The organism is Streptomyces sp. NPDC054849 (genome assembly GCF_053610945.1).
On sequence record NZ_JBSGZI010000006.1, the window covers coordinates 82821 to 108650 of the forward strand.

22 protein-coding genes are annotated in these 25830 nt (G+C 72.4%); 6 read left to right on the forward strand and 16 right to left on the reverse strand.

Going from position 1 to position 25830, the window contains the following annotated elements; translation table 11 throughout:
- Positions 1 to 65 precede the first annotated feature (65 nt).
- From ACWGIF_RS04785 to ACWGIF_RS04815, 7 genes are all read right to left on the reverse strand, one after another.
- Positions 66 to 770, reverse strand: a complete 705-nt coding sequence (locus ACWGIF_RS04785) for a VanZ family protein (protein ID WP_453491087.1) — start codon at positions 768 to 770, stop codon at positions 66 to 68.
- Between the two features lie 420 nt (positions 771 to 1190).
- Positions 1191 to 2531 (reverse strand): pectate lyase family protein, encoded by a 1341-nt coding sequence (locus ACWGIF_RS04790; RefSeq protein WP_453491090.1) that lies wholly within the window; start codon positions 2529 to 2531, stop codon positions 1191 to 1193.
- A gap of 277 nt (positions 2532 to 2808) precedes the next feature.
- Positions 2809 to 3798 (reverse strand): ABC transporter substrate-binding protein, encoded by a 990-nt coding sequence (locus tag ACWGIF_RS04795; RefSeq protein ID WP_453491093.1) that lies wholly within the window; start codon positions 3796 to 3798, stop codon positions 2809 to 2811.
- Between the two features lies 1 nt (position 3799).
- Positions 3800 to 5686 (reverse strand): ABC transporter permease subunit, encoded by a 1887-nt coding sequence (locus ACWGIF_RS04800; RefSeq protein WP_453491227.1) that lies wholly within the window; start codon positions 5684 to 5686, stop codon positions 3800 to 3802.
- 277 nt (positions 5687 to 5963) lie between these two features.
- Positions 5964 to 7100 (reverse strand): quaternary amine ABC transporter ATP-binding protein, encoded by a 1137-nt coding sequence (locus ACWGIF_RS04805; RefSeq protein WP_453491096.1) that lies wholly within the window; start codon positions 7098 to 7100, stop codon positions 5964 to 5966.
- Complete coding sequence (locus tag ACWGIF_RS04810) at positions 7097 to 8752, reverse strand: GMC family oxidoreductase (protein ID WP_453491099.1); 1656 nt, start codon at positions 8750 to 8752, stop codon at positions 7097 to 7099. Before ACWGIF_RS04810 ends, ACWGIF_RS04805 begins: the two co-directional genes overlap by 4 nt.
- A 15-nt stretch (positions 8753 to 8767) precedes the next feature.
- Positions 8768 to 10252, reverse strand: a complete 1485-nt coding sequence (locus ACWGIF_RS04815) for an aldehyde dehydrogenase family protein (RefSeq protein ID WP_453491102.1) — start codon at positions 10250 to 10252, stop codon at positions 8768 to 8770.
- Between the two features lie 383 nt (positions 10253 to 10635).
- Here ACWGIF_RS04815 and ACWGIF_RS04820 point away from each other — a divergent pair, with 383 nt between their 5' ends.
- Positions 10636 to 11079: a hypothetical protein gene (locus ACWGIF_RS04820; protein WP_453491105.1), complete on the forward strand. Its 444-nt coding sequence runs from the start codon at positions 10636 to 10638 to the stop codon at positions 11077 to 11079.
- 134 nt (positions 11080 to 11213) lie between these two features.
- Positions 11214 to 12113 carry an aldo/keto reductase gene (locus ACWGIF_RS04825; protein WP_453491108.1) on the forward strand — a complete coding sequence of 300 codons (900 nt, stop codon included), beginning with the start codon at positions 11214 to 11216 and terminating at the stop codon, positions 12111 to 12113.
- On the opposite strand, the gene ACWGIF_RS04830 is transcribed toward ACWGIF_RS04825, so the two are convergent.
- Both ACWGIF_RS04830 and ACWGIF_RS04835 read right to left on the reverse strand, forming a co-directional pair.
- The gene (locus ACWGIF_RS04830; RefSeq protein ID WP_453491111.1) at positions 12100 to 13086 is read right to left on the reverse strand and encodes a carbohydrate kinase family protein; all 987 of its coding nucleotides are present in this window, start codon (positions 13084 to 13086) and stop codon (positions 12100 to 12102) included. The genes ACWGIF_RS04825 and ACWGIF_RS04830 overlap by 14 nt on opposite strands.
- 2 nt (positions 13087 to 13088) lie before the next feature.
- Entirely contained in the window at positions 13089 to 13709 is a 621-nt protein-coding gene (locus ACWGIF_RS04835; protein ID WP_453491114.1) for a bifunctional 4-hydroxy-2-oxoglutarate aldolase/2-dehydro-3-deoxy-phosphogluconate aldolase, read from the reverse strand.
- Between the two features lie 181 nt (positions 13710 to 13890).
- Here ACWGIF_RS04835 and ACWGIF_RS04840 point away from each other — a divergent pair, with 181 nt between their 5' ends.
- Together ACWGIF_RS04840 and ACWGIF_RS04845 are read left to right on the forward strand one after the other, a co-directional pair.
- Complete coding sequence (locus ACWGIF_RS04840) at positions 13891 to 14679, forward strand: IclR family transcriptional regulator (RefSeq protein WP_453491116.1); 789 nt, start codon at positions 13891 to 13893, stop codon at positions 14677 to 14679.
- 226 nt (positions 14680 to 14905) lie between these two features.
- On the forward strand, positions 14906 to 16522 hold the full coding sequence (locus tag ACWGIF_RS04845; RefSeq protein ID WP_453491119.1) for a sigma-70 family RNA polymerase sigma factor: 1617 nt from the start codon (positions 14906 to 14908) through the stop codon (positions 16520 to 16522).
- A 167-nt stretch (positions 16523 to 16689) separates the two neighbouring features.
- Here ACWGIF_RS04845 and ACWGIF_RS04850 read toward each other — a convergent pair whose 3' ends face one another.
- Positions 16690 to 18081 carry a glutamate decarboxylase gene (locus ACWGIF_RS04850; protein WP_453491122.1) on the reverse strand — a complete coding sequence of 464 codons (1392 nt, stop codon included), beginning with the start codon at positions 18079 to 18081 and terminating at the stop codon, positions 16690 to 16692.
- Positions 18082 to 18184: 103 nt separating this feature from the next.
- A complete protein-coding gene (locus ACWGIF_RS04855; RefSeq protein WP_453491125.1) occupies positions 18185 to 19042 on the reverse strand; it encodes a TioE family transcriptional regulator in 858 nt (285 codons plus the stop codon).
- An 80-nt stretch (positions 19043 to 19122) separates the two neighbouring features.
- Between ACWGIF_RS04855 and ACWGIF_RS04860 the strand changes: the two genes are divergently transcribed.
- Entirely contained in the window at positions 19123 to 20322 is a 1200-nt protein-coding gene (locus ACWGIF_RS04860) for an erythromycin esterase family protein (RefSeq protein WP_453491128.1), read from the forward strand.
- A gap of 92 nt (positions 20323 to 20414) precedes the next feature.
- Positions 20415 to 20777 carry a hypothetical protein gene (locus tag ACWGIF_RS04865; RefSeq protein WP_453491131.1) on the forward strand — a complete coding sequence of 121 codons (363 nt, stop codon included), beginning with the start codon at positions 20415 to 20417 and terminating at the stop codon, positions 20775 to 20777.
- Between the two features lie 133 nt (positions 20778 to 20910).
- On the opposite strand, the gene ACWGIF_RS04870 is transcribed toward ACWGIF_RS04865, so the two are convergent.
- The 5 genes from ACWGIF_RS04870 to ACWGIF_RS04890 form a co-directional block, all read right to left on the reverse strand.
- Positions 20911 to 21444 carry an AAA family ATPase gene (locus tag ACWGIF_RS04870; protein ID WP_453491134.1) on the reverse strand — a complete coding sequence of 178 codons (534 nt, stop codon included), beginning with the start codon at positions 21442 to 21444 and terminating at the stop codon, positions 20911 to 20913.
- A 152-nt stretch (positions 21445 to 21596) separates the two neighbouring features.
- Positions 21597 to 21956, reverse strand: coding sequence for a UBP-type zinc finger domain-containing protein (locus ACWGIF_RS04875; RefSeq protein ID WP_453491137.1), 360 nt, complete (start codon positions 21954 to 21956; stop codon positions 21597 to 21599).
- The gene (locus ACWGIF_RS04880) at positions 21953 to 23476 is read right to left on the reverse strand and encodes an ATP-binding protein (RefSeq protein ID WP_453491140.1); all 1524 of its coding nucleotides are present in this window, start codon (positions 23474 to 23476) and stop codon (positions 21953 to 21955) included. The genes ACWGIF_RS04875 and ACWGIF_RS04880 overlap by 4 nt, the downstream gene beginning before the upstream one ends.
- Entirely contained in the window at positions 23473 to 25149 is a 1677-nt protein-coding gene (locus ACWGIF_RS04885; protein ID WP_453491143.1) for an FAD-dependent oxidoreductase, read from the reverse strand. Before ACWGIF_RS04885 ends, ACWGIF_RS04880 begins: the two co-directional genes overlap by 4 nt.
- Positions 25150 to 25304: 155 nt before the next feature.
- Positions 25305 to 25652, reverse strand: coding sequence for a hypothetical protein (locus ACWGIF_RS04890; RefSeq protein ID WP_453491146.1), 348 nt, complete (start codon positions 25650 to 25652; stop codon positions 25305 to 25307).
- Positions 25653 to 25830 lie beyond the last annotated feature (178 nt).

Genomic DNA, 25830 nt, shown 5'->3' on the forward strand with positions numbered 1-25830 from the left:
CGAAGCCTAAGCAGCACACCATATCGCCGCCGTATGCAACGACGTGTGGTCACCGGGCACGCGAGTCAGCCTGCCGCTGCCAGGGCGGGGCGGGGCTGGTCCGACGGTGCTTTTGCCGCAGTGCGCCACCAGCGGCGCGACGCCAGCGCGGCCAGCACGGCGCCCATGGCGTTGACCAGTACGTCGTCCACGGAGGACACCCGGTCCAGCCGCAGGACGTACTGTGCGGTTTCAACCAGGACCGAGCAGCCCACCCCGAGGGCCAGGATCCGCGGCACGGACGCCAGCGCCGCGAACCGCATCGGGGCGAAGAACCCCAGCGCCGCGAAGACCAGCAGGTTGCCGACGATCCCGAGCGGGCCCATCGTGAGCAGGTCCTGCAGCGGTACCAGGCTCACCCGGCCGGGGACGGTGCCGGCCAAGGCGCCCGGCATCATGGTCAGCCACAGGAACGGCACCGTCCCGTGGACCATGCCCACCTCGGCCAGCGACGTCCGCCACGCCGATGGGACGCCGGGGGCACGCCGACGGCGCGCCAGCGCCCACACCATCAGCGCGGCCGGCGGCAGCAGGACCAGCGTGACGAGCACCACACCGTTGAACGTATCGAAGCAGCCGTGCCACCGCCCGGCCATGCACGCCGGCGCGGCCATCATGAGCGGCCGCCGTACAACGAACGCGGCGCTCGCCATGCCGAGGACGGCCAGGCCGAGGAGCACGATTGCGCGCGTGCGGCGGGGCGGCGCTGACGGGGATGCGTTGGGGTTCATGCACTGATGGGAGACGGAGGGCGGTTGCGGGGGCGTATGCGATTTTCGATACGTCCGCGATACACCGGACCCCGGCCGAGTCGCAACCGTTGGATGGAAGGTTCAATGAGGGAGTGGTGGACTGGGCGCAGATGCGTGACTGCTGGTTCGACGTCGATCGTGTACCGGAGCTCTTGGAGCGGGTGGAATGCCAGGATGACGCAGAGGCGTGGAAGGAGCTGGGATGGCGGCTCGTCCTTGAGCATGACCTGGTGTTTCCGGCCGGGTTCGCCGCCCTCCCCCGCTTGATGCGCCTCGCGCCCGGCAGCGCCCAGGCCCGCGGGCCGGCCGGGAGGATCCTGGAGCGGGCGGCCGGGCGGCACGGCTGCCCCTGGTGCCCGGGCGCGGCCGGCGCGCCCGCCCGGGCACCGGGGCGTTGGGTCACTTCAGGACGCCTGCGCCCGCACTGCGGGCGAGGGAGGCGGGCAGGCCCGCCGCAGAGGACTCCAGTCCCCTGACGAGGGTGGGCTTCCACGTCGTCGCGGGCTTGACCTTCTTCTTGTTCGCGGCGTTGTGGGCGGCGACGAGGTCGGTGACCGAGCCGTTGACCATGTTCCCGCTGCCGGCGAAGGCGCCCGTGCCGTCACCCGACAGGAGCTGGGAGGCCTTTCGGTCGGAGGAGAGCGTCCAGTGGTTGTTCTGCGCCACGATCTGGACGCCGGCGCGCGCGTTCACGCTGTAGCCGTGGGTGTAGCCGTTGCGCGGGGTGGTGTCGAAGTGGTTGTTGTAGAGGTGGACCTGTCCGACCCGGGCCAGCGGCGCGCGCTGCACGATGCCCTGGAAGACGTTGTGGTGCAACGTGACACGGAGTTTGGTGTCCTTGTCGCTGCTGCCGATCAGCATGGTCTTGTCGTGGTCGGTGAAGCGGTTGTACGAGACGGTGACCAGATCCGAGGCGTTGGTGATGTCGAGGGCTCCGTCGTGGACCTGGTACTCGCGGCCGAAGTGGCGCGGGTTCGAGGCGTCGAAGTGCGGGCTGTCGGTGAACGTGTTGTGGTCGGCCCACACATGGGTCGCCCCCCGCAGGGTCACGGCGTCGTACGCGGAGTTCCAGTTGCCCTCGGAGCCGTCCGTGGGGTCCCACTGGGGGAAGCAGTCACGGGTGTCGGCGAAGGTCAGATTGCGGATGATGACGTTGTCCGCCTTCTGCACCTTCAGACTGCCGCCGTTGATGCCCGCGTCGGTGCCGGGCACGCCGATGACCGTGGTGTTCGACGGCACGGTGATGCCGACCCGCTCCGCCTGCTTCGCCTGCGCCGCCGCCCGAGCGGACTCCTGCGCGCCGGACGGCAGCTTGGACCGTCCCCACACCGCCGGGTCGTAGGCCTTGAGGTAGGCGGCGAGCGTGTAGCCGGTGCCCTTGGCGTAGTCGGCACAGGTCAAAGGGCGACCCTGGTCGTCCGTGTTGGCGTCGATGCGACCCTTTACGCGGATGATCCTCGGGGCGCCTGACGGGCCCGCGCGGAGCGCCTTGACCAGTTCGGCTCGTGTGGTGACGGTGACGTCGTGCGCGGCGTCGGCGGCCTGTCCGCCGGTGGTGCCGGAGCCGCTCGACGCCCAGCCGTCCTGGGAGGGCAGAACGGCGTGTGCGAGATCGACGGCACCTGCGTCGGCGCGCGTGGCGAACGGGAGGACGCCGAGCGCCGCCGCAGTGACGAGTCCCGTGGTGACCAGGACGAGACGGCGGCGGGCGGGCAAGCGGCGGTCAGAGGAAAGGGGCATCGGGTGAAGTTCCTTGTGCGGAAAGGGAGCTGAGTGCTGCTCTGTCAGCCTTCAGTTGCCGCCGCACCCGACGGGGTTGCCGGGGAGGCGAAGAGAGCTGTGCGATCTGCATCACACCGCTTCGGCCGGGTCCCTCAGAACCGCTCCCGTGCCCGCCCGCTCGCCGAAGCGGGCCACGCCAGCATCCACTGTTGCGCCGGGCCGCATGAGGACGACCTCCCCCGCCTCCGCACGCTCGCCGTAGGCATGGGCGCGGAGGCCGGGGGCGGGAAGCTGGTCAATTCACCCAGGGCTTCCACACGTTCTCGTTGCGCTCCACCCACTTCTTCGCCGCCTGCTGTGGCGAAAGCTTCTCCTCGGCGATCATCAGGGACACCTCGTTCTGCTGCTCCTTGGTCCACCGGAACTTCTTCAGGAAGTCGGCCGCCTTTCCGCCCGACTCGGCGAAGCGTGTGTTCAGGTACTTCTGGAGCGGCGTGTGCGGGTAGGCGCAAGCCACCTTCTGTGGATCGTCGGCGCAGCCCGCCGTGTACTCGGGCAGCTTCACCTCGGTCATCGGGACGCGCTCGAAGAGCCACTGCGGCTCGTACCAGTACGTCAGGAAGGGCTTGTGCTCCTTCGCGAACTGCTTGATCTGGGTGATCTGGGCGGCCTCCGAGCCTGCGAAGACCACTTCGAAGTCCAGGCCCAGGTTCTTCACCAGTGCCTTGTCGTTCGTGACGTAGGACGGTGAGCCGTCCATCAGCTGGCCTTTGCCGCGGCTTTCGGGTGTGCGCAGCTGGTCGGCGTACTTGTCGAGGTTCTTCCAGTCGGTGACGTCCGGATGGGACTCGGCGAAGTACGTGGGGACGAACCAGCCGATGTGGCCGGTCACTCCCAGATCGCCGCCGGGGGTGATGGTCTTCTTGGCCTCGACGTACCGTTTCTCCTGTTCCGGGTGGCCCCAGTCCTCCAGGATCGCGTCGATGCGCCCCTGGCTGAGGGCGTCCCAGGCCGGGACCTCGTCGACCTGGACGGTGTCCACCCGGTAGCCCAGCTCGTGTTCGAGGAGGTAGGAGGCGACGGCGGTGTTCGCCTGGGCGCCGACCCACGACTGGACGGAGAGGGTGACGGTCTTCGCGCCCTGTGCGGCGGCGTACGGGGAGGACTGGCGGGTCATGTCGGCGGCCCCGCATCCGGTGAGGACGGCGAGTCCGGTGGCGGCGGCCAGGACGGCCGCGCCGCGCCGGCGGTCGAGGCCGGGGCGCCCGTGGTGTGCGTCGCGCATGTCAGGCCTCCTTCGCGGGCTGGGTGAGGCGGTCGAGGAGCAGGCCGAGGCAGACGATCGCGGCGCCGGCCACCAGGCCGGTGCCCAGGTCGCCCTGGGCGAGGCCGAGGACGACGTCGTAGCCGAGCGCGCCGCCGCCGACCAGGCCGCCGATGATGACGACGGCGAGAACCAGTACCACGGCCTGGTTGACAGCCAGCAGCAACGCGGGCCGGGCCAGCGGTAGTTGGATTTGTCGCAGCAGCTGTGAGCGCGTCGCGCCGAGCGAGCGGGCGGACTCCACGACGGTCGGGTCCACCTCGCGCAGGCCTTGGACGGTGATCCGGACGACGGCTGGGAGCGCGTACACGACCGCGGCCGCGGCGGCCGGTGCGCGGCCGACGCCGAACAGCGCGACGACGGGGATGAGGTAGACGAACTGCGGCAGTGTCTGGCAGACGTCGAGGACGGGCCGCAGCAGCCGCTCGGCTCGGGCGCTGCGGGCGGCTCCCACGGCGATCGTGAAGCCCAGTACGAGCGTGACCGCCACGGCTGCCAGGACCTGGGAGAGCGTGTCCAGGGAGGCTTCCCATACGCCGAGCACTCCGATGGCGGCCAGGGCGAGGACTGCCGTGAGTGCGGTGCGCCAGGTGCCCGCGAGCAGGGCGAGCGCGCAGGCCACGAGCAGGAGCAGCCACCAGGGAGCGGCCTGGAGCCCGCTGCGCAGCGGGTCGAGGATCCAGCCGGTGAAGTGGGCGGCCCAGTCGGCGGTGCCGCCGACGACGGGTACGCCGGTGTACAGGTGGTCGGTCATCCAGGCGACGGCCGAGTTCACCGGGCCGGCCAGGGAGACGGTCCAGGACTCGGGCCACAGGGAGCTGCCGGCGATGCGGCCGGCGACGGCGACGGCCACCGCCGCGAGGAGGGTGAGCAGGCGGCCGTACCAGCCCGAGAACACCCGGCGCAGCAGGTGCTGTTCGCCGTCGGACCCGGGGGCGGCGCCGAGTCGGCGGCCCGCGGCGTCGGCGGTGCGGTCCAGCACCACGGCGAGCAGCACGATCGGGATGCCGGCGGCCAGGGCGGCGCCGACGTCCACGGAGGCGAGAGCCTGGTAGACGCGGTCGCCGAGACCGCCCGCGCCGATCACGGAGGCGATGACGGCCATGGACAGGCTCATCATGATGGCCTGGTTGACGCCCAGCAGCAGCTGTCGGCGCGCGAGCGGAAGGCGGGCGGTGAGCAGCCGCTGGCGGCCGGTGGCACCGAGCGAGGCGGCGGCTTCCATGACGCCCGCGTCGGCCTGGCGCAGGCCGAGGGCGGTCAGGCGGGCCATGGGCGGGGCGGCGTAGACCACGGTGGCGAGGACGGCGGCGGGCACTCCGATGCCGAAGACCAGCACCATCGGCAGCAGGTACGCGAAGGCCGGCAGGATCTGCATGGTGTCGAGTACGGGGCGCAGGACGCGGCCGGCGCGCGGGGAGAGTCCCGCCGCGAGGCCCAGCAGGGCCCCGAGTGCGACGGCGGCGGCGACGGCGACGGCCATCAGCGCGAGGGTCTGCATGGTCGGCACCCACATGCCGAGCAGTCCGCAGGCGGCGAAAGCGGCGGCGCAGGTCAGGGCGAGCCGGATGCCGGCGAGGCGCCAGGCGACCAACGCGGCCAGGGCGGTGACGCCGGTCCAGCCGGCGGCGAGGAGGAGCACGTACACGGCGCGGACGGACACCACGACGGCATTGCTGACGTGGCCGAAGAAGTAGAGGAACAGCGGGTGACTGTCGCGGTGGTCGATGATCCAGTCGCCGGAGCGGTCGAGCGGGCCGGACAGGTCGACGGCCAGGGCCGTGGGCCAGCTGCCGGCGCCGGGGAAGGCCACGGCGAGCGGGAGCAGCAGGACGAGGGCCACGCCCATCGGGAGGAGGAGTCCGCGGCGGGCGGCGAGGCCGGGCAGGGCTCTGAGGGAGCGGCCTTGCGGAGTGGGCGCCGTGCGGGAGGCACGAGGGCCCGTGGGCCGCTCGGAGGATTGCGGGACTTTCGAAGGGGCTGCGGTGCGGGTGTCGGGCGGGGTGTGGGTCGGGATCGCGGTCACGCGCACCACCTCCGGGCGTCGGAGACGGGCGGCGCGGGATGCGCGGGGCGGGTCGTTGCGCCGCGCCGCGTACGGTCAGGGCCGCGAAGAGCGGGGCAGGTCATTGCGCCACCCCCCGTCCGGTCACGGCCGGGAGACCGGCCACCACGGCGAGCAGCGCCGCGTCGTCCACGACGCCCAGGCAGCGGCCGCGGTCGACCACGCGAGCCGGACCGCCTGTGCGGGCGACGGCCTGGATGGCCTCGACCACGGTGGTGGCGGGGTGGAGTGCGGGTCCGTGTCCGGCCTCGCCGACAGCGGCGGGGCGCATCGCGGTGCGGACGGTGAGCACCTGTTCGCGGGGGACGTCGCGAACGAAGTCCCGTACGTAGTCGTCGGCGGGCGAGCCGACGATCTCCTCGGGCGTGCCGAGCTGCACGATGCGGCCGTCGCGCATCAGCGCGATCCGGTCGCCCAGGCGCAGGGCCTCGGCGAGGTCGTGGGTGATGAAGACCATGGTGCGGCCCTCTTCGTGGTGGAGCCGGGCGACCTCCTCCTGCATCTCGCGCCGGATGAGCGGGTCGAGTGCGCTGAACGGCTCGTCGAACAGAAGCACTTCGGGGTCGGCGGCGAGGGCGCGGGCCAGGCCGACGCGCTGCTGCTGGCCGCCCGAGAGCTGGTCGGGGCGCCGGTCCTCCAGTCCGCCGAGTCCGACCTTGGAGACGAGCTCGACGGCCTTGTCCCGGCGCTCACCGCGTCCGACGCCCTGGATCTCCAGTCCGTAGGCCACGTTGTCGAGGACGGTGCGGTGCGGGAGCAGGCCGAAGTGCTGGAAGACCATGGCGGCGCGGTGGCGGCGCAGGTCACGCAGCCGGGTGGCGTCCATGGCCAGGACGTCCTCCCCGTCGATGGTCACGCTTCCGGCGGTGGGCTCGATGAGCCGGGTGAGACAGCGTACGAGGGTGGACTTGCCGGAGCCGGACAGGCCCATCACGACGAAGACCTCGCCCTTGCGGACGTCGAAGGTGACGTCGCGGACGGCCGCGGTGCAACCGGTGCGCTCGCGCAGTTCGGCGGCGGTCAGGAGGGCGTCGGCGGAGCCGGGCACCTTTGCGGCGGCCTTCGATGGCCCGAAGACCTTCCACAGGCCGTCCACGGCGAAGACGGGGGGCGCGGCGGGGCCGGGGGGCGTGGCGGGCGTGGCGAGGCCGAGAGGTGTGGCGGGGCCGAGAGGTGTGGCGGGGGAGCTGGCGTTCACCGGGTGCCGCCTTCCCGGGACAGCAGTTCGGCTGCCTTTTCGCCGACCATGAGCACTCCGATCATCGGGTTGACCGCGGGCATCGTCGGGAAGACGGAGGCGTCCGCGATGCGGATGCCCTCGAGCCCGCGGATCTTCAGGTCCGGGCCCACGACGGCCCCGGGGTCGTCGGCGGCCCCCATCCGGCAGGTGCCGGCCGGGTGGTAGACGGTGTGCGCGACGGAGCGGGCGTAGGCGCTCAGCTCCTCGTCGTCGGCGATCTCGGGGCCGGGGCACACCTCGCGCCTCAGCCAGCCGGCGAGCGGCTGGGTCGCGGCGATCTTGCGGGCCAGCTTGATGCCGTCCACCAGGGTCCGGCCGTCGTAGTCGTCCTCGTCCGTGAAGTAGCGGAAGTCCAGGGCCGGTTTCACCTCGGGGTCCGCGCTGGTCAGGTAGAGGCGGCCGCGGCTGCGCGGCTTGGGGATGTTGGGGGTCATCGACACTCCGTGCGCGGGGCGCTCGTAGCCGATGCGCTCGGGGTTGTCGGTGAAGGGGATCTGGTAGAAGTGGAACATCAGGTCGGGCCCCGCTGAGTCGGGGTCGCGCCGGACGAACAGCCCCGCGTCGCTGTCCATCGCGGAGTTGTCCGGTATCGGGCCGTCGGTCTCCCAGACGATCACCGATTCGGGGTGGTCGAGCAGATTCTCCCCGACCCCGGGCAGGTCGTGCACCGTGGGGATGCCGAGGGTTTCCAGGTCCTCGCGCCGGCCGATGCCCGAGTGCAGCAGCAGCCGCGGGGTGTCCACGGCGCCGGCGCACACCACCACTTCGCGGCGTGCGGTGATCAGGGATGCCGTGCCGTCCGAGGCCCGTACGTGGACTCCGCGCGCGCGGGTGCCGTCGAGTTCCAGGCGGTGGGCCCAGGTCTCCAGAAGGATCCGGAGATTGGGGCGGTCGGCCATGACGGGGTGGAGGTAGGCCACCGACGCGGAGGAGCGCTTGTTGTCCTCGGGGTGGTAGGCGAGGTCGAAGAAGCCGGCGCCCTCGTGGAAGGGCTTTCGGTTGAAGCCCTCGACGTGCGGGACTCCCAGGGCGCTCTGCGCGGCGTCGACGAAGTCGCGTGCGATGGCGTTGCGGTCCTTCTCGGCCACCGGGACGATGTTGTTGAGGAGCCTGTCGAAGTACGGGTCCATGGCGGCCGCATGCCAGCCCTCGGCTCCCGACTGCTCCCACTCGTCCCAGTCGGAGGGGAGCGGCTTGAAGGCGATCAGGGTGTTGTGCGAGGAGCAGCCGCCGAGGACGCGGGCGCGGCTGTGGCGGATGTGCGAGTTGCCGCGGGGCTGCTCGGTGGTGGGGTAGTCGTAGTCGAGCTCGCCACCGAGCAGGCCCATCCAGCGGCGCAGGGTGAGCACGTCGGGGCGGTCCACGTCGCTGGGGCCGCCCTCGATGACCGCGACGGTGACGTCCGGGTTCTCGGTCAGGCGGGAGGCGATCACCGAGCCGGCGGTGCCGCCGCCGACGACGACGTAGTCGTACTCCTGCTCCGCGGGTGCGGGGGTGTGGGCGGGGCTTTGCCCGGGGCCTTGCCCGGGGATGTTCGTGGAAGTGCGCGTGGGGCTTTGCCCGGGGGTGCGCGTGGGGCTTTGCCCGGGGGTGTGCGTGGGGGTGGTCATGGCCCTGCTCCTCCTTCAGCCCGCGAACCAGCGCACGGGGCGCGGAGCGAGGTTCTGGTACACGTGCTTGGTCTCGCGGTACTCGGCCAGGCCCGACGGGCCCAGTTCGCGCCCGGTGCCGGACTTGCCGAAACCGCCCCACTCGGCCTGCGGGAGGTAGGGGTGGAAGTCGTTGATCCAGACGGTGCCGTGGCGCAGCCGGCCCGCCACGCGGCGGCCGCGGCCCGGGTCGGAGGTCCACACCGCGCCGGCGAGGCCGTACTCGGTGTCGTTGGCGAGCGCGACGGCCTCCGCCTCGGTGCGGAAGGTCTCGACGGTCAGGACCGGCCCGAAGACCTCCTCGCGTACGACGCGCATCCCGCGGTGGCAGCGGTCCAGCACGGTCGGCCGGTAGAAGTAGCCGGGCCCGTCGGGGCGTTCGCCGCCGGAGCGGAGCACGGCTCCCTCGGCGAGGGCGGAGGCCACGTACTCCTCGGTGCGTGCGCGCTGGGCGGCGGACACCAGCGGTCCGCACTCCACGGCCGGGTCGGTGCCGCGGCCGAGGCGGATCCGGTCGGCCCGGCGGGCGAGTTCGGCGACGAAGCGCTCGGAGACGCTCTCCTCGACGATGAGCCGGGAGCCGGCGGAGCAGACCTGGCCGCTGTGCATGAAGGCGGCGTTGAGGGCCTGGTCGACGGCGGTGTCGAAGCCTTCCTCGGTGGCGCAGGCGTCGGCGAAGACGACGTTGGGGTTCTTGCCGCCGAGTTCGAGGGCGACCTTCTTGACGGAGTCGGCGGCCGCGCGCATCACCTTCGTGCCGCTGGCGAGACCGCCGGTGAAGGAGACGAGGTCGACGTCGGGGTGGGCGGCGAGGCGCGCGCCGACGGGGTCGCCGGGTCCCGTGACCAGGTTCGCGACGCCGGCCGGCAGTCCGGCCTCCGCCAGCAGGCCGATCAGGGCCACCGTGGACATGGGCGTGAGCTCACTGGGCTTGAGCACGAAGGTGTTGCCCGCGGCGAGGGCAGGGGCGATCTTCCAGGAGGCCTGGAGGAGGGGGTAGTTCCACGGGGTGATCAGGGCGCAGACCCCGACGGGCTCGTGGACGACGACGCTGTGGACGTCGGGGGTCCCGGCGTCGACCACGCGGCCCGCGCTCTCACCGGCGACGAGGCCGGCGAAGTAGCGGAAGGCGTCTGCGACGCAGTCCACGTCCATGCGGCCCTCTTCGAGGGTCTTGCCCGCGTCGCGGCTCTCCAGCAGCCCGAGGCGTTCGCGGTCGCGGTGGAGCAGGTCGGCGGTGCGGCGCAGCAGTGCGGCCCGCTCCAGGACAGGGGTCTCGGGCCATTCCCCTCCGTCGAAGGCCGCGCGGGCGGCACTGACGGCCGCGTCGGCGTCCGCGATGCCGCCCTCGGCGACGACGGCGAGGACCGAGGCGTCAGCCGGGTCGAGGACCTCTCGGGTGACTCCTGATACCGCGGACCGCCAGGTCCCTGCGATGTGGATGGTCGTCTGCTCGGACACGACGCGCTGTACCTCCGATGTCGGCACCGCGGCATACCCGCAGTGGTCTTGCTCGTGCCCGCGTGCCCCGGTCCACGGAAGACATGTCCCATCCGTCACTGGAAGTGACGGGAGTCACTCCCTGTCGCCCCAGGAGGTACGTCCGTCAGTGCCTGGCGGGGCACCCCCGGACCCGTTCGCCCCGCTCTGCTCCCGCCGTGGCCGCTTCCCCGTCGGTCGGACGGTCCGGCCGTGCACGCGTGCGGCACAACCGCTTGGCGAGCACCTCATCGCGGCCGGCCCAGGCCGGCCGTGGACGGGGGACTGCCGCGGGGAGGCGGGAGCTGACGGAATGTGATCTAGGATGACGCGACCTGATTCCTTGATCATCTACATGGAGAGATATGCGCCACTTTCGCCGTGTTTCCCTCGCACTGGCCACCGCCGTTGCCACCCTCACCATCCCCGCCCTCGCGGCTCCCGCCCACGCCGCCACCAGTGAAGTGCAGCTGACGACGTCGTACGCCAAGGCGGTGGCCTACTGGGGCTGGCGCGACGACCGGCTCGACCCGGTGGGTCTGTCGGTGCAGGACATCAAGGCGGACGGCTACGGCGTGGGCATCCAGCTCGTGACCGTCGACACGGACGGCGGCAGGCGCTCCTGGACCATGCACACGGCCATGGAGGGCAAGGGCACCGGAATGAACCGGGTGACATTCGCCGACACCGCGGGCTTCCCGGAGCAGGCGTGGATCAATGTGTGCAAGATCAAGCGCGGTGTCTGGTACGAGTGCCGGGAGTCGAGGGTCACGAAGACAACCATCGATGACTCCGACGCACTCTCCTGACGTATCTGGCCCGGCGACCGGGGTCACCGCAGCCGTAGTCCTGACCGAGGCGTTGCAGGGCCTCGGCTCGAGCGGGGCAAGCCCTGGCTGATTCCGGCCGCGGCCCCGGTCGCCGAGCCCGGTACGTTCGGCTCATGACCTCAGAAACGATCACTGCGAGCGCCGCAGGCACCTGGCGGCTCGGCGACCTCACTGTCAACCGCATCGGCTTCGGCGCGATGCGGCTGACGCAGACGGGGCGGGCGCTCGTGCCCGACGCGGTCGCCGGCGATCGCGGGCGCGCGATCAGCGTGCTGCGCCGGGCCGTCGAGCTCGGCGTGAACCACATCGACACCGCCTCCTTCTACTTCTCGCCGCTCCGCTCCGCCAACGAGCTGATCAACAGCGCGCTCGCCCCGTACGCCGACGATCTCGTCATCACCACCAAGGTCGGGCCCGGGCGCGACCCTTCCGGGAACTTCTGGTGGGCCGAGCCCGGCCGGCTCCGTGGACAGGTGGAGGAGAATCTGCGCCAGCTGGGCCGGGACCACCTCGACGTGGTCAACCTCCGCCTTCCCGCCTCGGCGGCCGACCAGTCGATCGGCGAGCACTTCGGCGCACTCGCCGAGCTCCGCACGGCCGGGCTCGTCCGGCATCTGGGCATCTCCAACGCCCGGCCCGGCCACCTCGCCGAGGCCCGGGCCATCGCGCCGGTGGTGTGCGTGCAGAACCCGTACGGGGTCGGCTCCCCGGCCGAGGACCACGCCTTCGTCGACGCATGCGGAGAGCAGGGTGTCGCCTTCGTCCCCTTCTTCGCCATCGCCGGCGCGGGCAAGGAGTCGGGCGCAGCCGGGGACGACGCCGAGCAGGTACGCGCCCTCGCCGCGGCCCACGGGGTGTCGTCGGCCCAGCTGCGTCTGGCGTGGACGCTGAACCGCGGTCCGCACGTCCTTGCGATCCCCGGCACCGGGAACCCGGACCACCTCGTCGAGAACGTCGCCGCGGGAGCCCTGCGCCTCACCTCCCAGGAGATGGCGCTCCTCAACTCCCTGTAGCCACCCGGTGGGCGGCGGCCAGCGCCGCCGTCTCCGTGAAGGCGGGCACCCGGCCGGTGCCGCCACGGCCGGAGACCGAGAGGGAGGCAGCCGCCGCTCCGTACGCCACCGCGTCTGCGAGGCGGTCGCCGAGGGCGAGCCGAGCTGTGGTGGTGCCGGTGAAGCAGTCTCCGGCACCGGTCGCGTCCACCGGCGCGGGGTTGACGGGCACGGGGTGGTACGCCGCCCTCGCGCCGTCGTCCAGCAGCATCCGGCCCGCGCCTGAAGTGACCGCGACCGTACGGGCCCCGAGCTCGCGGAACCGGGCGGCGGCGGTGCGCGGGTCGGGGGTGTCCACGAGGGCCTGGGCGTCGGCCGGGCAGGAGGTCTTGAGCAGCCCGGTCAGCGGGGCGATCCGGGCCAGCAGTTCGCGGGCCTCGGCCCGGCCGGTCAGCCGAGGGCGGAAGTTGGGGTCGTACGACAGGTGCCCGCCCGCCCCGTGGACGAGGTGCGCGGCGGCCAGTACCGCGCCCCGGCTGCTCGGCGACAGGGCGCCGGTGATGCCGCTGGTGATGAGCGCGCGGCAGCGGGTCAGCTGCTCGCGCCAGGATTCGACGTGCCGGGGCGCGAGGGTGGAACCGGCGCTGCGGGTGCGCCAGTAGACGAATGCGCGGTCACCGTCGGTGTCGGCGCAGAGCAGGTAGGCGCCGTTGGGATGCGGGGCGCGGCGCACGTGGGAGACGTCCACGCCGAGTTCGGCGGCTCGCCGCAGCAGCGGAACGCTGAGTTCGTCGTCGCCGACCACGGCGAGCAGGGCGGTCCGGGCCCCGGCCGCGGCCGCGGCTGCCGCGGCGTTGAGGGCGTCCCCGGAGTAGGAGATGCGGGCCGGGGTGCCCTCGGCGGCCTCGCTCAGGGCGCTGCCCGCGTGGATCTCGACCAGGACCTCGCCGAGCACGAGGACGTCGTAGGCCAGGGCGGGCCGTCGGCCGGGCACGGTCAGCCTTCCGCGTCCGCGGCGCAGCGCGCGCAGCACGGCCGGGCGAGCTCGGCGAACACGGCGGCCAGTTCGCGGGGATCGCCCGGCAGCCCGCCGCCGATGCCGACGGCCGTCGCGCCTGCGGCGAGCCAGTCGGGGACCTCGGCGGGCAGGATGCCGCCGGTCGGGACGAGCACCGCCTCGGGCAGCACGGCCCGCAGCGAGCGGACGAACCCCGGGCCGCCCACGTGCGCCGGGAAGACCTTGGCGGCTCCGGCCGCCCGGACGGCGGAGGCGATCTCACCGGGTGTGAATCCGCCCTCGACGAAGACTGCTTCGCGGCGCACGGCCACTGCGCGGACCTCGGGCGCCGGGTACGGGGAGACGAGGAAGGCGGCGCCCGCGTCCAGGGCGGTCTCCGCCTGCGCGGTGGTGGTGACCGTGCCGACGCCGATGAGGGCGGGGCGGCCGCGCACGTCGGTCAGCGGGGCGGTGTGGGTGACGGCCTCGGCCCAGCCGGGGGTGGAGGTCGTCATCTCGATCGCGCGGCAGCCGGCGGCGAGCAGGACGGTGGTCTGGCGGACGGCCTCGTCGGCGTCGGCGTTGCGCAGCACCGGCAGCAGGCGCTGGGCGGCCAGCACGGCGTACGGGTGACAGCGCGGCCGCCTCGGCGAAGAGCCCGGCGGAGGGCTGGACGACTGGCTGCACGGGCGGCCGGACGGGCGGCTGGACACAGGACCCTCCCGTGCGTTCCACGTAGTGGAACGTCGTATCGTGTAGTGGAACGATGTGGTCTGGACCCTACCCACCCGGGGAGTTCTCGTGTCAACACCTGCGGGCGAGGACCCGGCGGCCGTGCGCACGGGCCGAACCTCCACGGCCGGTTCCGCGCTGGAGAAGTCCCTGCGCATCCTGGAGGCGGTGGCGGAGCCCGGCGGCCCGCACCGGCTGGCCGATGTGACGGCGGCGGCCGCGGTACCCAAGTCGAGTACCTTCCGCATCCTGGCCTCGCTGGTCGACCAGGGCTTCGTACGCCAGGAGCCCGAGAGCCGCTACGGGGTGGGGCCGCGGCTGCACCGGCTGTCCGCCCTGGTCGGCGGCGGGGAGCCGCCGGGCATCGGGCGCATCCTCGGCGAACTCCGGCAGAAGACCGGCCAGACGGTCCATCTCGCCCTGCACAGCGGGGAGTCCATCACCTACATCCGCAAACTGGAGGGCGACCAGCCCTTCCGGACGGCCTCCCGCGTCGGCATGCGCATGCCGCTGCACACGACCGCCATCGGCAAGAGCATCCTGGCCCATCTGCCCGCCGAGGAGGTGCGGGACCTGATCGCCGCGACCGGGCTGCCTCGCCGGACACCGCGCACGCTCACCACCGCCGAGGCCCTGCACACCCAATTGGCGGAGGTCCGTGCCCAGGGCTTCGCACTGGACGACGAGGAGAGCGAGCCCACCATCCGCTGCATCGGCGCCGCGATCCTCGACCCGGCGGGCCGACCGGTCGGCGGGATCAGCGTCACCACCGTCACCCTTCTGGTCTCCCGCGAGGAGATCGAGGCGTACGCGCCCGCCCTGCGCGCGGCCACGGAGGCCCTGGCGCCGCTGCTGTGACCACAGGGAAGCCGGAGACTCCGGGCCCCGGCCCCGCACGTTGCGCCTCGCTGTGCGCATGGGAGGGTGGGGCCGGCAGGGTCGGAGCGCGGACTGCGCCGCCGTCCGCCCCCGGGCGAGAAATCGTCTTCCGGAAAGTTTTCCGGATAACTGTTATCGAGGCCCCCGTCGACGGTCTCCCAGGTATCGGGCATCATCGACCGCCGGTACGGACAGGGAACATCACATGACTACTCAGCACACGGCAGCGCTCGTGGCAGCGGCCCGCGCGGGCGATCCCCGCGCGCAGGACGAGCTCGTCGGCACCCATCTCCCGCTCGTCTACAACATCGTCGGGCGGGCCCTCAACGGGTCCTGCGACGTGGACGACGTGGTGCAGGACACGATGCTGCGTGCGCTCGACGGGCTGGGCGGCCTGCGCACGGACGAGAGCTTCCGGTCCTGGCTGGTGGCGATCGCGATGAACCGCGTGCGGGCGCACTGGCAGTCCCGGCAGAGCGGCTTCGGCGAGAGCACGCTGGAGGCGGCCGAGGACGTCGCCGACCCGGGTGCCGACTTCGTCGACCTGACCGTCGTACGGCTCAACCTCGCGGGCCAGCGGCGCGAGACGGCGCGGGCCACCCGTTGGCTGGAGCCCGAGGACCGGGCGCTGCTGTCCCTGTGGTGGCTGGAGTGCGCCGGGGAGCTGACCCGGGTGGAGGTGGCCGCCGCGCTGGAGCTGTCCCCGCAGCACACGGCGGTCCGGGTGCAGCGTATGAAGGCTCAGCTGGAGTCGGCGCGGGTGGTGGAGCGCGCGCTGGACACGCATCCGGCGTGCGAGGAGCTGCGGAGCGTATTGGGGGGCTGGGACGGTCAGCCCTCGGCGCTGTGGCGCAAGCGAATAGCCCGTCACGCCCGTGAATGCGTACGCTGCTCCGGCCTGTGGAGCGGACTGGTTCCGGCGGAGGGTCTGCTGGCCGGTCTGGCGCTCGTGCCCGTGTCGGCGGCCCTGCTGGCCGGGATACGGACGGCCGGTGTCGCCCCCGCGGGCGCCGCCTTCGCCGCAGGCGCGGAGGGGGGCTTCGCCGACACGGCGACCCAGCTCACCCCGGTCGGCAGTGCGAGCGGTGGCCGCAGCGCGCTGCGCAGGCGCCGGCAGAGCCGCCGCCGGGTGGTCGGCGGCGCGGTCGTCGCCGCCTGCGTCGCGGGCGGCGGGCTCGTGTACCTCGGCGGACTGCCCGGTTCGGGTGAACCGAAGGACGCAGGCGCCGCATCCGCCGCGCCCCTCGCCGCGCTGTCGGCGACCGAGTCGCCCGGCGTCCCCTCGGAGCCGGCCTCTCCCCCGCCTTCCGCGTCCCCCTCGCCCTCCCCCTCGGCCTCCGCCTCGCCGAGCCCGTCCGCGAGCCCGAGCCCGAGTCCGACGCAGACCCGCAGCACGCCTCCGAGCCCGCGCGCCTCGGCGCCCAAGCCGGCCCCCGCCCCTGCGGGCGTCGCCGGCCAGGTCGTGGCCTTGGTCAACACCGAGCGGGCGGCGGCCGGCTGCGGCCCCCTCAAGGAGGACCCGCAGCTGCGCACGGCCGCTCAGGGCCACTCCGACGACATGGCCGCACGGGACTTCTTCTCGCACACCAGCCCCGACGGAACGGACCCGGGGCAGCGCACGACCGCGGCCGGGTACCGCTGGTCGACGTACGGGGAGAACATCGCAAGGGGTCAGCAGACCGCGCAATCGGTCATGGACTCCTGGATGAAGAGCCCGGGCCATCGCGCGAACATCCTCAACTGCTCCTTCAAGGACATCGGCGTGGGCATCCACCAGGGATCGGGCGGCCCTTGGTGGACGCAGAACTTCGGAGCGCGGTAGTCAGCCGGGCAGCGGCCCGGTGATCCGGCCGTCGGCGGCCTCGAAGGTGATGACGTCGACGGTCACACCGCGCGGGCGAGGAGGGGGATCGAGCCGTCCCGGCGGGTGGGGAGAGGCCCTGTGAGTCCGCCGCGCAGGCGGTCACGCACGGCGGGGGCGACCACGATCTAGTGGTGGAAGCCGGACCGGGGCGCGGTGGCCGGTACGGGCGGGGGCGTCGCCGTCAGGTGTTCCACGGCACGGCGCAGGTCGCCGACGAGCAGGGCGATCTGATCCCGGGTCACGCCGTGGCGGATCAGGACGCGCTGGATGACCGTGTCGTCGCGGTTGGCGGGCAATGGGTACGAGGGCACCTGCCAGCCGCGCATGCGCAGCCGGTCGGAGAGGTCGTAGAGGCTGAATCCGGCCGAGGCCGGATCGGTGAGCTTGTAGGACACGGCGGGGAGGGCGCCCTGGCCGTCGTAGAGCAGGGTGAACGGGCCCATCTGCTCGATCTGCCCGGCCAGGTACTGGGCGGTGTCGGCACAGGCCTGGTGAACGCGGCGGTAGCCGCCCCGGCCCAGGCGCAGGAAGAGGTAGTACTGGGCGATGATCTCGCCGCCGGGGCGGGAGAAGTTGAGGGCGAAGGTCGGCATGTCGCCGCCCAGGTAGTCCACGTTGAAGACGAGGTCCGCGGGCAGCAGCTCGGCGGTGCGCCAGACGATCCAGCCGACCCCGAGGGGCGCGAGCCCGTATTTGTGGCCGGAGGTGTTGATGGAGGCGACGCGCGGCAGCCGGAAGTCCCACACCACGTCGGGGTGGAGGAAGGGCGCGACGAACCCGCCGCTCGCGCCGTCCACGTGGATGGGGACGTCCCAGCCGTGCTCGGCCTGGATCCGGTCGAGCTCGGCGGCGATCTCGGCGACCGGCTCGTAGTCGCAGGTGTAGGTGACACCGAGGATCGCGACGACGCCGATGGTGTTCTCGTCGACGTACTCGGCGAGCTGATGGGGCTGCAGGCCGGTGGCGCCGGGTTCGAGGGGGACCTGGCGCAGCTCGACGTCGAAGTAGCGGGCGAACTTGTCCCAGCAGATCTGGACCGGGCCGCACACCAGGTTCGGGCGGTCCGTGGGGAGGCCTTCGGCCCGGCGGCGATCGCGCCAGCGCCATTTGAGCGCGAGGCCGCCGAGCATCGCGGCCTCGCTGGAGCCGGTGGTGGAACAGCCGGTCCCGGTCGCGCCGGCGGGGCCGTGCCACAGGTCGGCCAGGATGTTGACGCAGCGGGACTCGATCTCTGCGGTCTGCGGGTACTCGTCCTTGTCGATCATGTTCTTGTCGAGGCAGCCCTCCATCAGACGGTGCACCCCCTCGTCCGACCACGTGGTGCAGAAGGTGGCCAGGTTCTGGGCGGCGTTGCCGTCCAGAAGGAGCTCGTTGTGGAGCAGTTCGTAGACGACCTCGGTGGGCGAGTGGTCCTCGGGCATCCGGTACTTGGGGAGGACCTGACTGCTCAGCGCGGACGCGAACACGTCCGTATCGGCGTCTTGGGCGCGTGGATCCTTCGTCTCATGCAGAGCCATATCGGGACTATAGGTGACGAAACCTTTCAATCCTCGCTGCGGGCGTGGTCGACGCGGAGGGGGTCGAGACGGGCGGGCACCTCCGCGGCGTGGGCCCGAAGTCTCATCCGCGCGCGCGGAGGTACGCCTCCAGCTCGGCGGCACCGGCCAGCATGGCCCGCCCCCGGGCGGAGAGCCGGCCGCGCCAGTCGCCCAGCGCGGCCTCCAGCGGCTCCGGCCCGCCGGCCGCCCGCACCTGCTCGAGCAGCGGCGCGATCTGCTCCAGCAGGTAGCCGCCCCGCCTGAGCTGGTGGGTCAGCCGGGCGTCCCGTACGCCGGCCTCGTCGTAAACGCGATACCCGGTCAACGGGTCGCGGCGCGGGCGCACCAGCTCGGCACGCTCCCACTTGCGCAGCGTCGCGGGCCGGATCCCGAGCGCCACTGCCAGCGGCCCGATGAACGTGCCGCCGGAGCCGGGCCCGGTGACGGTGTCGGCGCCGGAGCGGGGTCCGGAGCGGCCGGTTCCGGAGCCAGAGCCGGAGCGAAATCCGGAGCCGGAGCTGGAGCCGGGCCCGGAGCCGGGGCCGGACACGGAGCCGGACACCGCCGCGTCGGATGCGGCCGCCGCGGAGGGCGCCAGGTCACGGAGGGCGCGCTCCACGGCCTGAAGCGTCCGCCGGTCGTCGAGCAGCTGGCCATGGCTCTCGTCGATGAGGCCGAACGCCTCGTCGACCGCGCCCCGGTTCACGGCCCGCATGATCGACGTCGCCGTCGGGTGGCCGTGGCCCGGTACGAGCGCCAGGAACGTGCCCAGGGCCCGCGCGTGCAGCGGGGTGTAGGTGCGGTAGCCGTGGTCCGTGCGACCTGCGGCCGGAAGAATGCCGGCCTCCTCGTAGTTCCTGACGGCCTGGGTGGACAGACCGTGTCCGCGCGCCAGGTCGACCGGCCTCAGCCGCTCACCGCTTTGAAGGTTTCGTCCCACGCTTCCGACGATATCGCGGAGCTCGCACGGCGTCTTCGTGACCAAGTTTCAACCGAGGGTTCAACGATACCGTTGAAGGCATGCCTACGGACATCAAGGACACCACGCATGCCCTCGGGGCCTCCGCCGTCATGAAGCTGCTTCCTGCGAGGCCGCGACTGCTCGCCCTGGGCGAGCCCACCCACGGCGAGGACACCCTGCTCGACGTACGCGATGTGCTCTTCCGGCAGCTCGTCGCGCAGGAGGGCTACCGGACGATCGCGATCGAGAGCGACTGCCTGATGGGTCTGGCCGTGGACGACTACGTCGCTTCGGGCACGGGCACCCTCGACGAGGCCATGGAGCGCGGGTTCAGCCACGGGTTCGGCGCGTCCGCGGCCAACCGCGAACTGGTGCGCTGGATGCGGGAGTACAACGACGGCAGGCCCGCACCCGAGCGGCTCCGCTTCGCCGGCGTCGACGGGCCGCTGGAGATCACCGGCGCCGCGAGCCCCCGGCAGGCCCTCACCGCGCTCCACGGCTACCTCGCGCCCCACGTGGACGGGGGCCTGCTCCCCTGCACCGCGGAGACGCTCGACCACCTGCTCGGCCCCGACGCCCGGTGGAGCGAGCCCGCCGCGATGATGGACCCGTCCCGGTCGACGGGGCAGTCGGCCGAGGCCGGGGAACTGCGGCTGCTCGCCGACGATCTGGTGGCACTGCTCGACGAGCAGACGCCGCACCTGATCGCGGTGACCTCCCGGGACGACTGGGACCGGGCGCGCCTGTACGGACGCACCGCCACCGGCCTGCTGCGTTATCACTACTGGATGGCCGACACCTCACCGAGCCGCATGACGCGGCTGGTCGGTCTGCGGGACCGGATGATGGCCGACAACCTCCTCGCCCTCGCCGACCGGGGCCCCTCACTCGTCCACGCCCACAACTCCCATCTCCAGCGGGAGAAGAGCAGCATGCGGATGGGCGGGACGCCGCTGGAGTGGTGGAGCGCCGGCGCGATCGTGAGCGCCCGCCTGGGTGAGGAGTACGCCTTCCTGGCGACGGCCGTCGGCACGATCCGGCACCACGGTGTGGACACTCCCCCGGCGGACACTCTCGAAGGACTGCTGTACGCGCTGCCGGAGGACCGCTGCGTCGTCGACGCCTCCCGACTGAGCGCCGCCCTCGGCGCCACCCGGCCCGCCACCCGCGTGTCCCCCTACTTCGGCTACGCCCCGTTCGACCCGTCCCACTTGGACGGAGCGGACGGAATCGTGTTCGTCAAGGACATCCCCCGTTAACAGGGCTCGCTTCGGCTCCACTCGGCGGGCGCGGGCCGCCGACGCGGACACCCCCCGGTCGGCGACCGCTCGCCGCGAGTAGGGTCGGCCGCGTGTGCACCTACGCCTTCGTCCACTACAAGCTGCACTATGCGTGCGTGTCATGCCGGATCAGCTTCAAACGGCATCCGCGCGACGCCGGACACGCGTGCCCGCGCTGCGCCGGGCCGATGCTGTGCGCCGGCCATGACTTCGCGGCGCCCCGGCGCAGCAATCGCAAGGCGTGGTCGGTGGTCTCGGCCGTCCTCGACGCCGGGCTCCGCTACGAGGGCTTCGCGCCGTGCGGCTGCGGGCGGGAGCCGAAGTTCCGCCCCCGCACCCGCGCCCAGCTGCGCGCCCGCCGCATCGCCGCCGCCCGGACCGGCATCCCGCTCGCGGTGCTGCTCGGCCGGGCCGACCCATCGGAGACCCGCTGATTCGTCGACGGCCACGGTCTGCAGGAGTTGGAACCTCCCGGGCGTCACGCTGCGCCCGGCCGGTCACGGAACCGGACGCTGGGGCACAGTGCATCGCCGGGCACCCGGGGTGCTCGGTCCGGGCCTCGTGCCGTCAGCTCTCCGGCACGCACAGTGGGGCGAGGCCGGTCTCGCGCAGGATGCGGTCGACGGTGTGCGTGAGGGTGCTGTCGGCGCCGATGACGGTCTCGTCGCCGTCGGGCAGGAGGTCCAGTTCCCGGTACCAGGCGCGCATCTCGGCTTCCCCGTACGCGGCGGACTGCGGCTTCGTGGCGTGGCGGGCGACGGTCTCCTCGAACGGCACGTGCAGGTAGTAGGTGTGGGTCGCGCCGCGGTGGTCCGCGCGCAACCGGCCGAGCATCTCGCCGTAGTGGTCGGCGTAGAGGATGCCCTCCACCACCACGTGGTAGCCCGCGTCCAGGGCGTAGCGGGCGACGGCGTCGATCAGGCCGATGTTCGCCGCTCCCGGCCGGTCGCGTTCGCGCAGGACGACCCGGCGGAGGTTGTCCTGGCCGACGAGGGCCAGGCCACGCCCGAACCGGGCGCGCAGGCCGTCCGCGACGGACGACTTCCCCGAGGCCGAGTTCCCTCGCAGGACGACCAGCCGGCTCTCTTCGCTGCCCACCATCACCCCGGCGAGACTACCCGCGCCCTCCGCATCCGCCCAGAGCCGAGGCCGTCGCGCTGCAGCCCGATCGGAGGTCGCCGGCTCCCCTGCGACGGGCGAGCCCTTCCGGCGAGCGCGGAGGAGCTGCGGGGCCGGCCATGTACACGGCCCGTTCAGCGGTGCAGCCGGCGCGTCCAGTCCTGGGGGACCCTGTCGGCCGGTCCCGGCGCCGGCTGATCCGCGGGGTGGTCGCCCGGCGGCGTCAGTGCGGGCCCGGACTCGTACAACTCGTTGCTGTCGTAGTCCCAGAACCACTCCTCTCCCGGTTCGAAGCTCTGTACCAGGCGGTGCCCGGTGGACTTCCAGTGTGCGGTGGCGTGCTGGGCGGGCGACGAGTCGCAGCAGCCGATGTGGCCGCACTGGGCGCAGCGCCGCAGGTGGAACCACCAGCCGCCCGCCGCGTCGCACTCGGCGCAGCCGGTGCCGGTGGGCGGGACGCTCGGGTCGATGCCGTTGATGTCGATGTCGGTCATACGGGCTCCTCGGCGGTCTCGGTTCCGGGCGTGGTGTCGGGCGCGGTGTCGGGCAGGCTTCCGGGCGTGGTGTCGGGCATGCTTCCGGGTTCCGGGGTGGTCAGCGGCAGCAGCACCTGGAAGCGGGTGTCACCGGGGGCGGACTCGACGTGGAGGCTGCCGTGGTGCTTGTTGACGACGATCCGCCAGGAGATGTCCAGGCCCAGCCCCGTGCCCTCGCCGACCGGCTTGGTGGTGAAGAAGGGGTCGAAGATGCGGCTGTGGATGTCCGCCGGGATGCCGGGCCCGGTGTCGCGGAACTCCACCAGCAGCCGGTCCCCCTCCCGCGCCGTGCGGACGGTCAGCGTGCCGTCGCGGCCGGTGCTCCCGATGGCGAAGACGGCGTTGTCGATGAGGTTGGTCCACACCTGGTTGAGTTCCGCGGGGTAGGCGGGCACCTCCGGCAGGGAGCGGTCGTAGTCCTTGACCACCTGGATCCGGGGACCGATCTTGCCGGACAGCATCAGCAGGGTGCTGTCGAGGAGATCGTGGACGTCGACGACGCGGTGGGGGGCGCGGTCGAGCTGCGAGTACTGCTTGGCCGCGTCCACGAGGTGGGAGATACGGGTGGTGGCATCGTCGATCTCGTCCATCAGCAGCTCGGTCTCGACCGTGTAGTTGAGCCAGCCGATGGCCGCCGGGAGGATGTCCGCGGGCACGGTCGCCGCGACCTGCTCCAGCCAGTCCGCGTCCAGGCCTGCCTGGACGAAGGCCGGCGCGACCCGCCAGCCCTCCGGGATGCCGTGGTCGTCGAGCCAGTCGGCGAGCTCGTCCTCGCGGTCGGACGCCTCCAGGGGGCTCAACGCCGTCGCCTTCGCGACGCGTTCGACGGTGCGCTCCTGGATCTCGATGAGGCCGGCGATCGCCTCACGGGAGTAGTCGCCCCGGGCGATGACGGCCAGCTTGTGCCGCATCCTGCCGACGCGTTCGCGCAGCGTCGCGGTCGCCCGGACGGCCGCCGCGGCCGGATTGTTCAGCTCGTGGGTCAGCCCGGCGGACAACGAGCCGAGGGCCAGCAGACGTTCACGCTGGCCGATGGCCCGCTGGGTGTTCTTCGCCCCGAAGAAGAGCCCCTCCAGCAGGTGCGCGGCCATCGGGAACCATTCCTGCATGAAGTCCGAGAACGACTGCGCGGGCAGCACGAAGAAACGCGTCGGTTCGGTCACCCGCATCGAGTTGTTGTACGTCTGCGGCACCCGGTCGCCCAGGTAGGCCTGCATGGCTCCCGCGTACACCCCGCGCTGCGAGGTCCGGCTCACCTCCACGTCGTCGCCGCCGACCCGGCGGGACAGTACGACGGTGCCCTCGATCATCACGTAGAAGCAGGTCGCCGGGTCACCCTCGGTGTACACCGGACCGGCTGCGAACCGCTCCACCCGCCCCTCGGCGCACAACCGCCCGAGCTGCTCCGGGGAGAGCTTCTCGAAAAGGAACAGCGAGGCGATCTCCTGCGGGCTGCAGGGCATGACCTGGCCGCTCATGACTGCTCCAGGTAGCGGTGGACGAGCATCACGGCCATGGCTCCCTCTCCGACGGCGGACGCGACGCGCTTCGCGGACTGGGCTCGGGCGTCGCCCGCCACGAACACGCCGGGGATGTTGGTCTCCAGGTGGTAGGGAGGCCGGTCCAGCGCCCACTCGGCCGGCGGCCGCCCGTCCGGCGTGAGGTCCGGCCCTGCCAGGATGAAGCCGAGTTCGTCGCGCAGCACCGTGCCGTCCAGCCAGTCGGTCAGCGGCGCCGCGCCGATGAAGACGAACATCCACTGCGCGTCGACGAGTTCGGTCGCGCCGCTCTCCACGTTCCGCAGGGCCAGCTGCTCCAGGTGCTCCTGGCCGTGGGCGGCCTCGACGACGGTTCGGGCCCGCACCGAGATGTTCGAAGCCTCCTCGATCTGCTGGACCAGGTAGTACGACATCGACGCCCTCAGGGACTCCCCGCGCACCAGCAGCGTCACCGACTTCGCGCCCCGCGCGAGGTACATCGCCGCCTGCCCGGCGGAGTTGGCGCCGCCCACGATGTACACGTCCTGTCCCTGGCAGGACGCCGCCTCCGTGAGAGAGGAGCCGTAGTACACCCCGCGGCCGGTGAGGTCGTCGCAGCCCGGTGCCCGCAGCTGCCGGTACGACACACCGGTCGCCAGGATGACGCTGTGCGCGGCCACCGACGAGCCGTCGGAGAAGCGGACGACGCGCGCCGGGCCGTTCGCCTCCAGCCCCGTGACCTCACGCGCGGTGAGGATCTCGGCGCCGAACCGGGTGGCCTGGCGGCGGGCGCGTTCCGTGAGCTGGGCGCCGGACACGCCGTCGGGGAAGCCGAGGTAGTTCTCGATGCGTGAGCTCTGTCCGGCCTGCCCGCCGGTCGCCGACCGCTCGACCAGTACCGTCCGCAGCCCCTCGGAGGCCCCGTACACGGCCGCGCCGAGCCCGGCCGGGCCGCCGCCGATCACGACGAGGTCGTAGAAGTCGGCGGCCGGCGTCGTCGCGAGCCCCACGTGTGCGGCCAGGTCGGCCGCCTCCGGCTCGATCAGCACGGTGCACTGCGGAGTGATCACCAGGGGCAGCCGCTGTCCGTCGGTCCCGGCCGCCTCCAGCAGCCTCCGTCCCTCGGGCTCGTCGGAGGAGTACCAGCGGTACGGCACCTGGTTGCGGGCCAGGAACTCGCGCACCTGCGAGGAGCGCGCCGACCAGCGGTGCCCCACCACCTTGGTGGCGGGTACCGGCCGGTAGTCGCTGGCGCGCCAGGCCGCGAGCAGGTCGTCCACGACCGGGTAGAGCTTCTCCTCCGGGGGGTCCCACGGCTTGAGCAGATAGTGGTCGAGGTCGACGACGTTGATCGCGTCGATCGCCGCGCCGGTGTCGGCGTAGGCGGTGAGCAGGACGCGCCGCGCGCCCGGGTACACGTGCAGGGCCTGTTCCAGGAACTCGATGCCGTTCATCTGCGGCATGCGGTAATCGGCCAGGATCACGGCCACCAGGTCGCCCCGCAGCTTCAGCTCGCGCAGCGCCTCCAGCGCGGACTCGCCGGACTCGGCGCGCACGATCCGGTACGCGGCGCCGTAGCGTCGCCGCAGGTCGCGTGCGACAGCACGGGAGACTCCGGGATCGTCGTCCACGGTCAGGATGACGGTCCGCGCTGGGTCGGCGACCTGTGCCATACGTCTCCCACGAGCAACGTGGACGAGCGCCCCGGCGAGTGCGGCCTGCGCCGGTTCCCGCCCATCGTATGTTCGATCGCCCGGGTCCGCTCCGGGACGCCCCAGCCCGTGCGCTCCCGGTGGACCCAGTGGTCAAAGGGGGGATCAGCCGGGGCTCAGGTGTGCTCGGGGGCCGGCTCCGGCTCGTGCTGTGACGTGCGGTCGTGGCGCGGGAGCAGGAGGGGGGTTGCCATCATGAGGAGACCGGCGATCGCGATCGCGGTCCGGAGGCCGGTGATGCCGGCCAGCAGACCCCACAGTGCGGTCAGCGCGGCGATGGTGGCTTTGCCGGTGACCGACCACGCCGACAGGGTGCGGGCGACACGGGCGTGATCATCACCGGCTCGCTTGCGGCGGAACTCCACCCACGGGCCGAGCGGCAGCGCCACCACCGCGCCGACCGCCGGCCCCGCAGCCGCCAGCAGCGACACCCCGGTCGCCCCGGAACGCGCTGCCGACTCCACGCGACCCGATTCACGCTCTGCTTCCAGCCGACTCTGCAGTGTGACGCCGCCCATACGCCCCACGGCATTCCGCAGAAATTACCGTCCAGTAGACTCAATGCCGCAGATCTTCCCGTCCAGGCCCCAGGAGCCGGTCCGGACGGGAAGATCATCCAACTTGTTCTACCGGAAACTTATC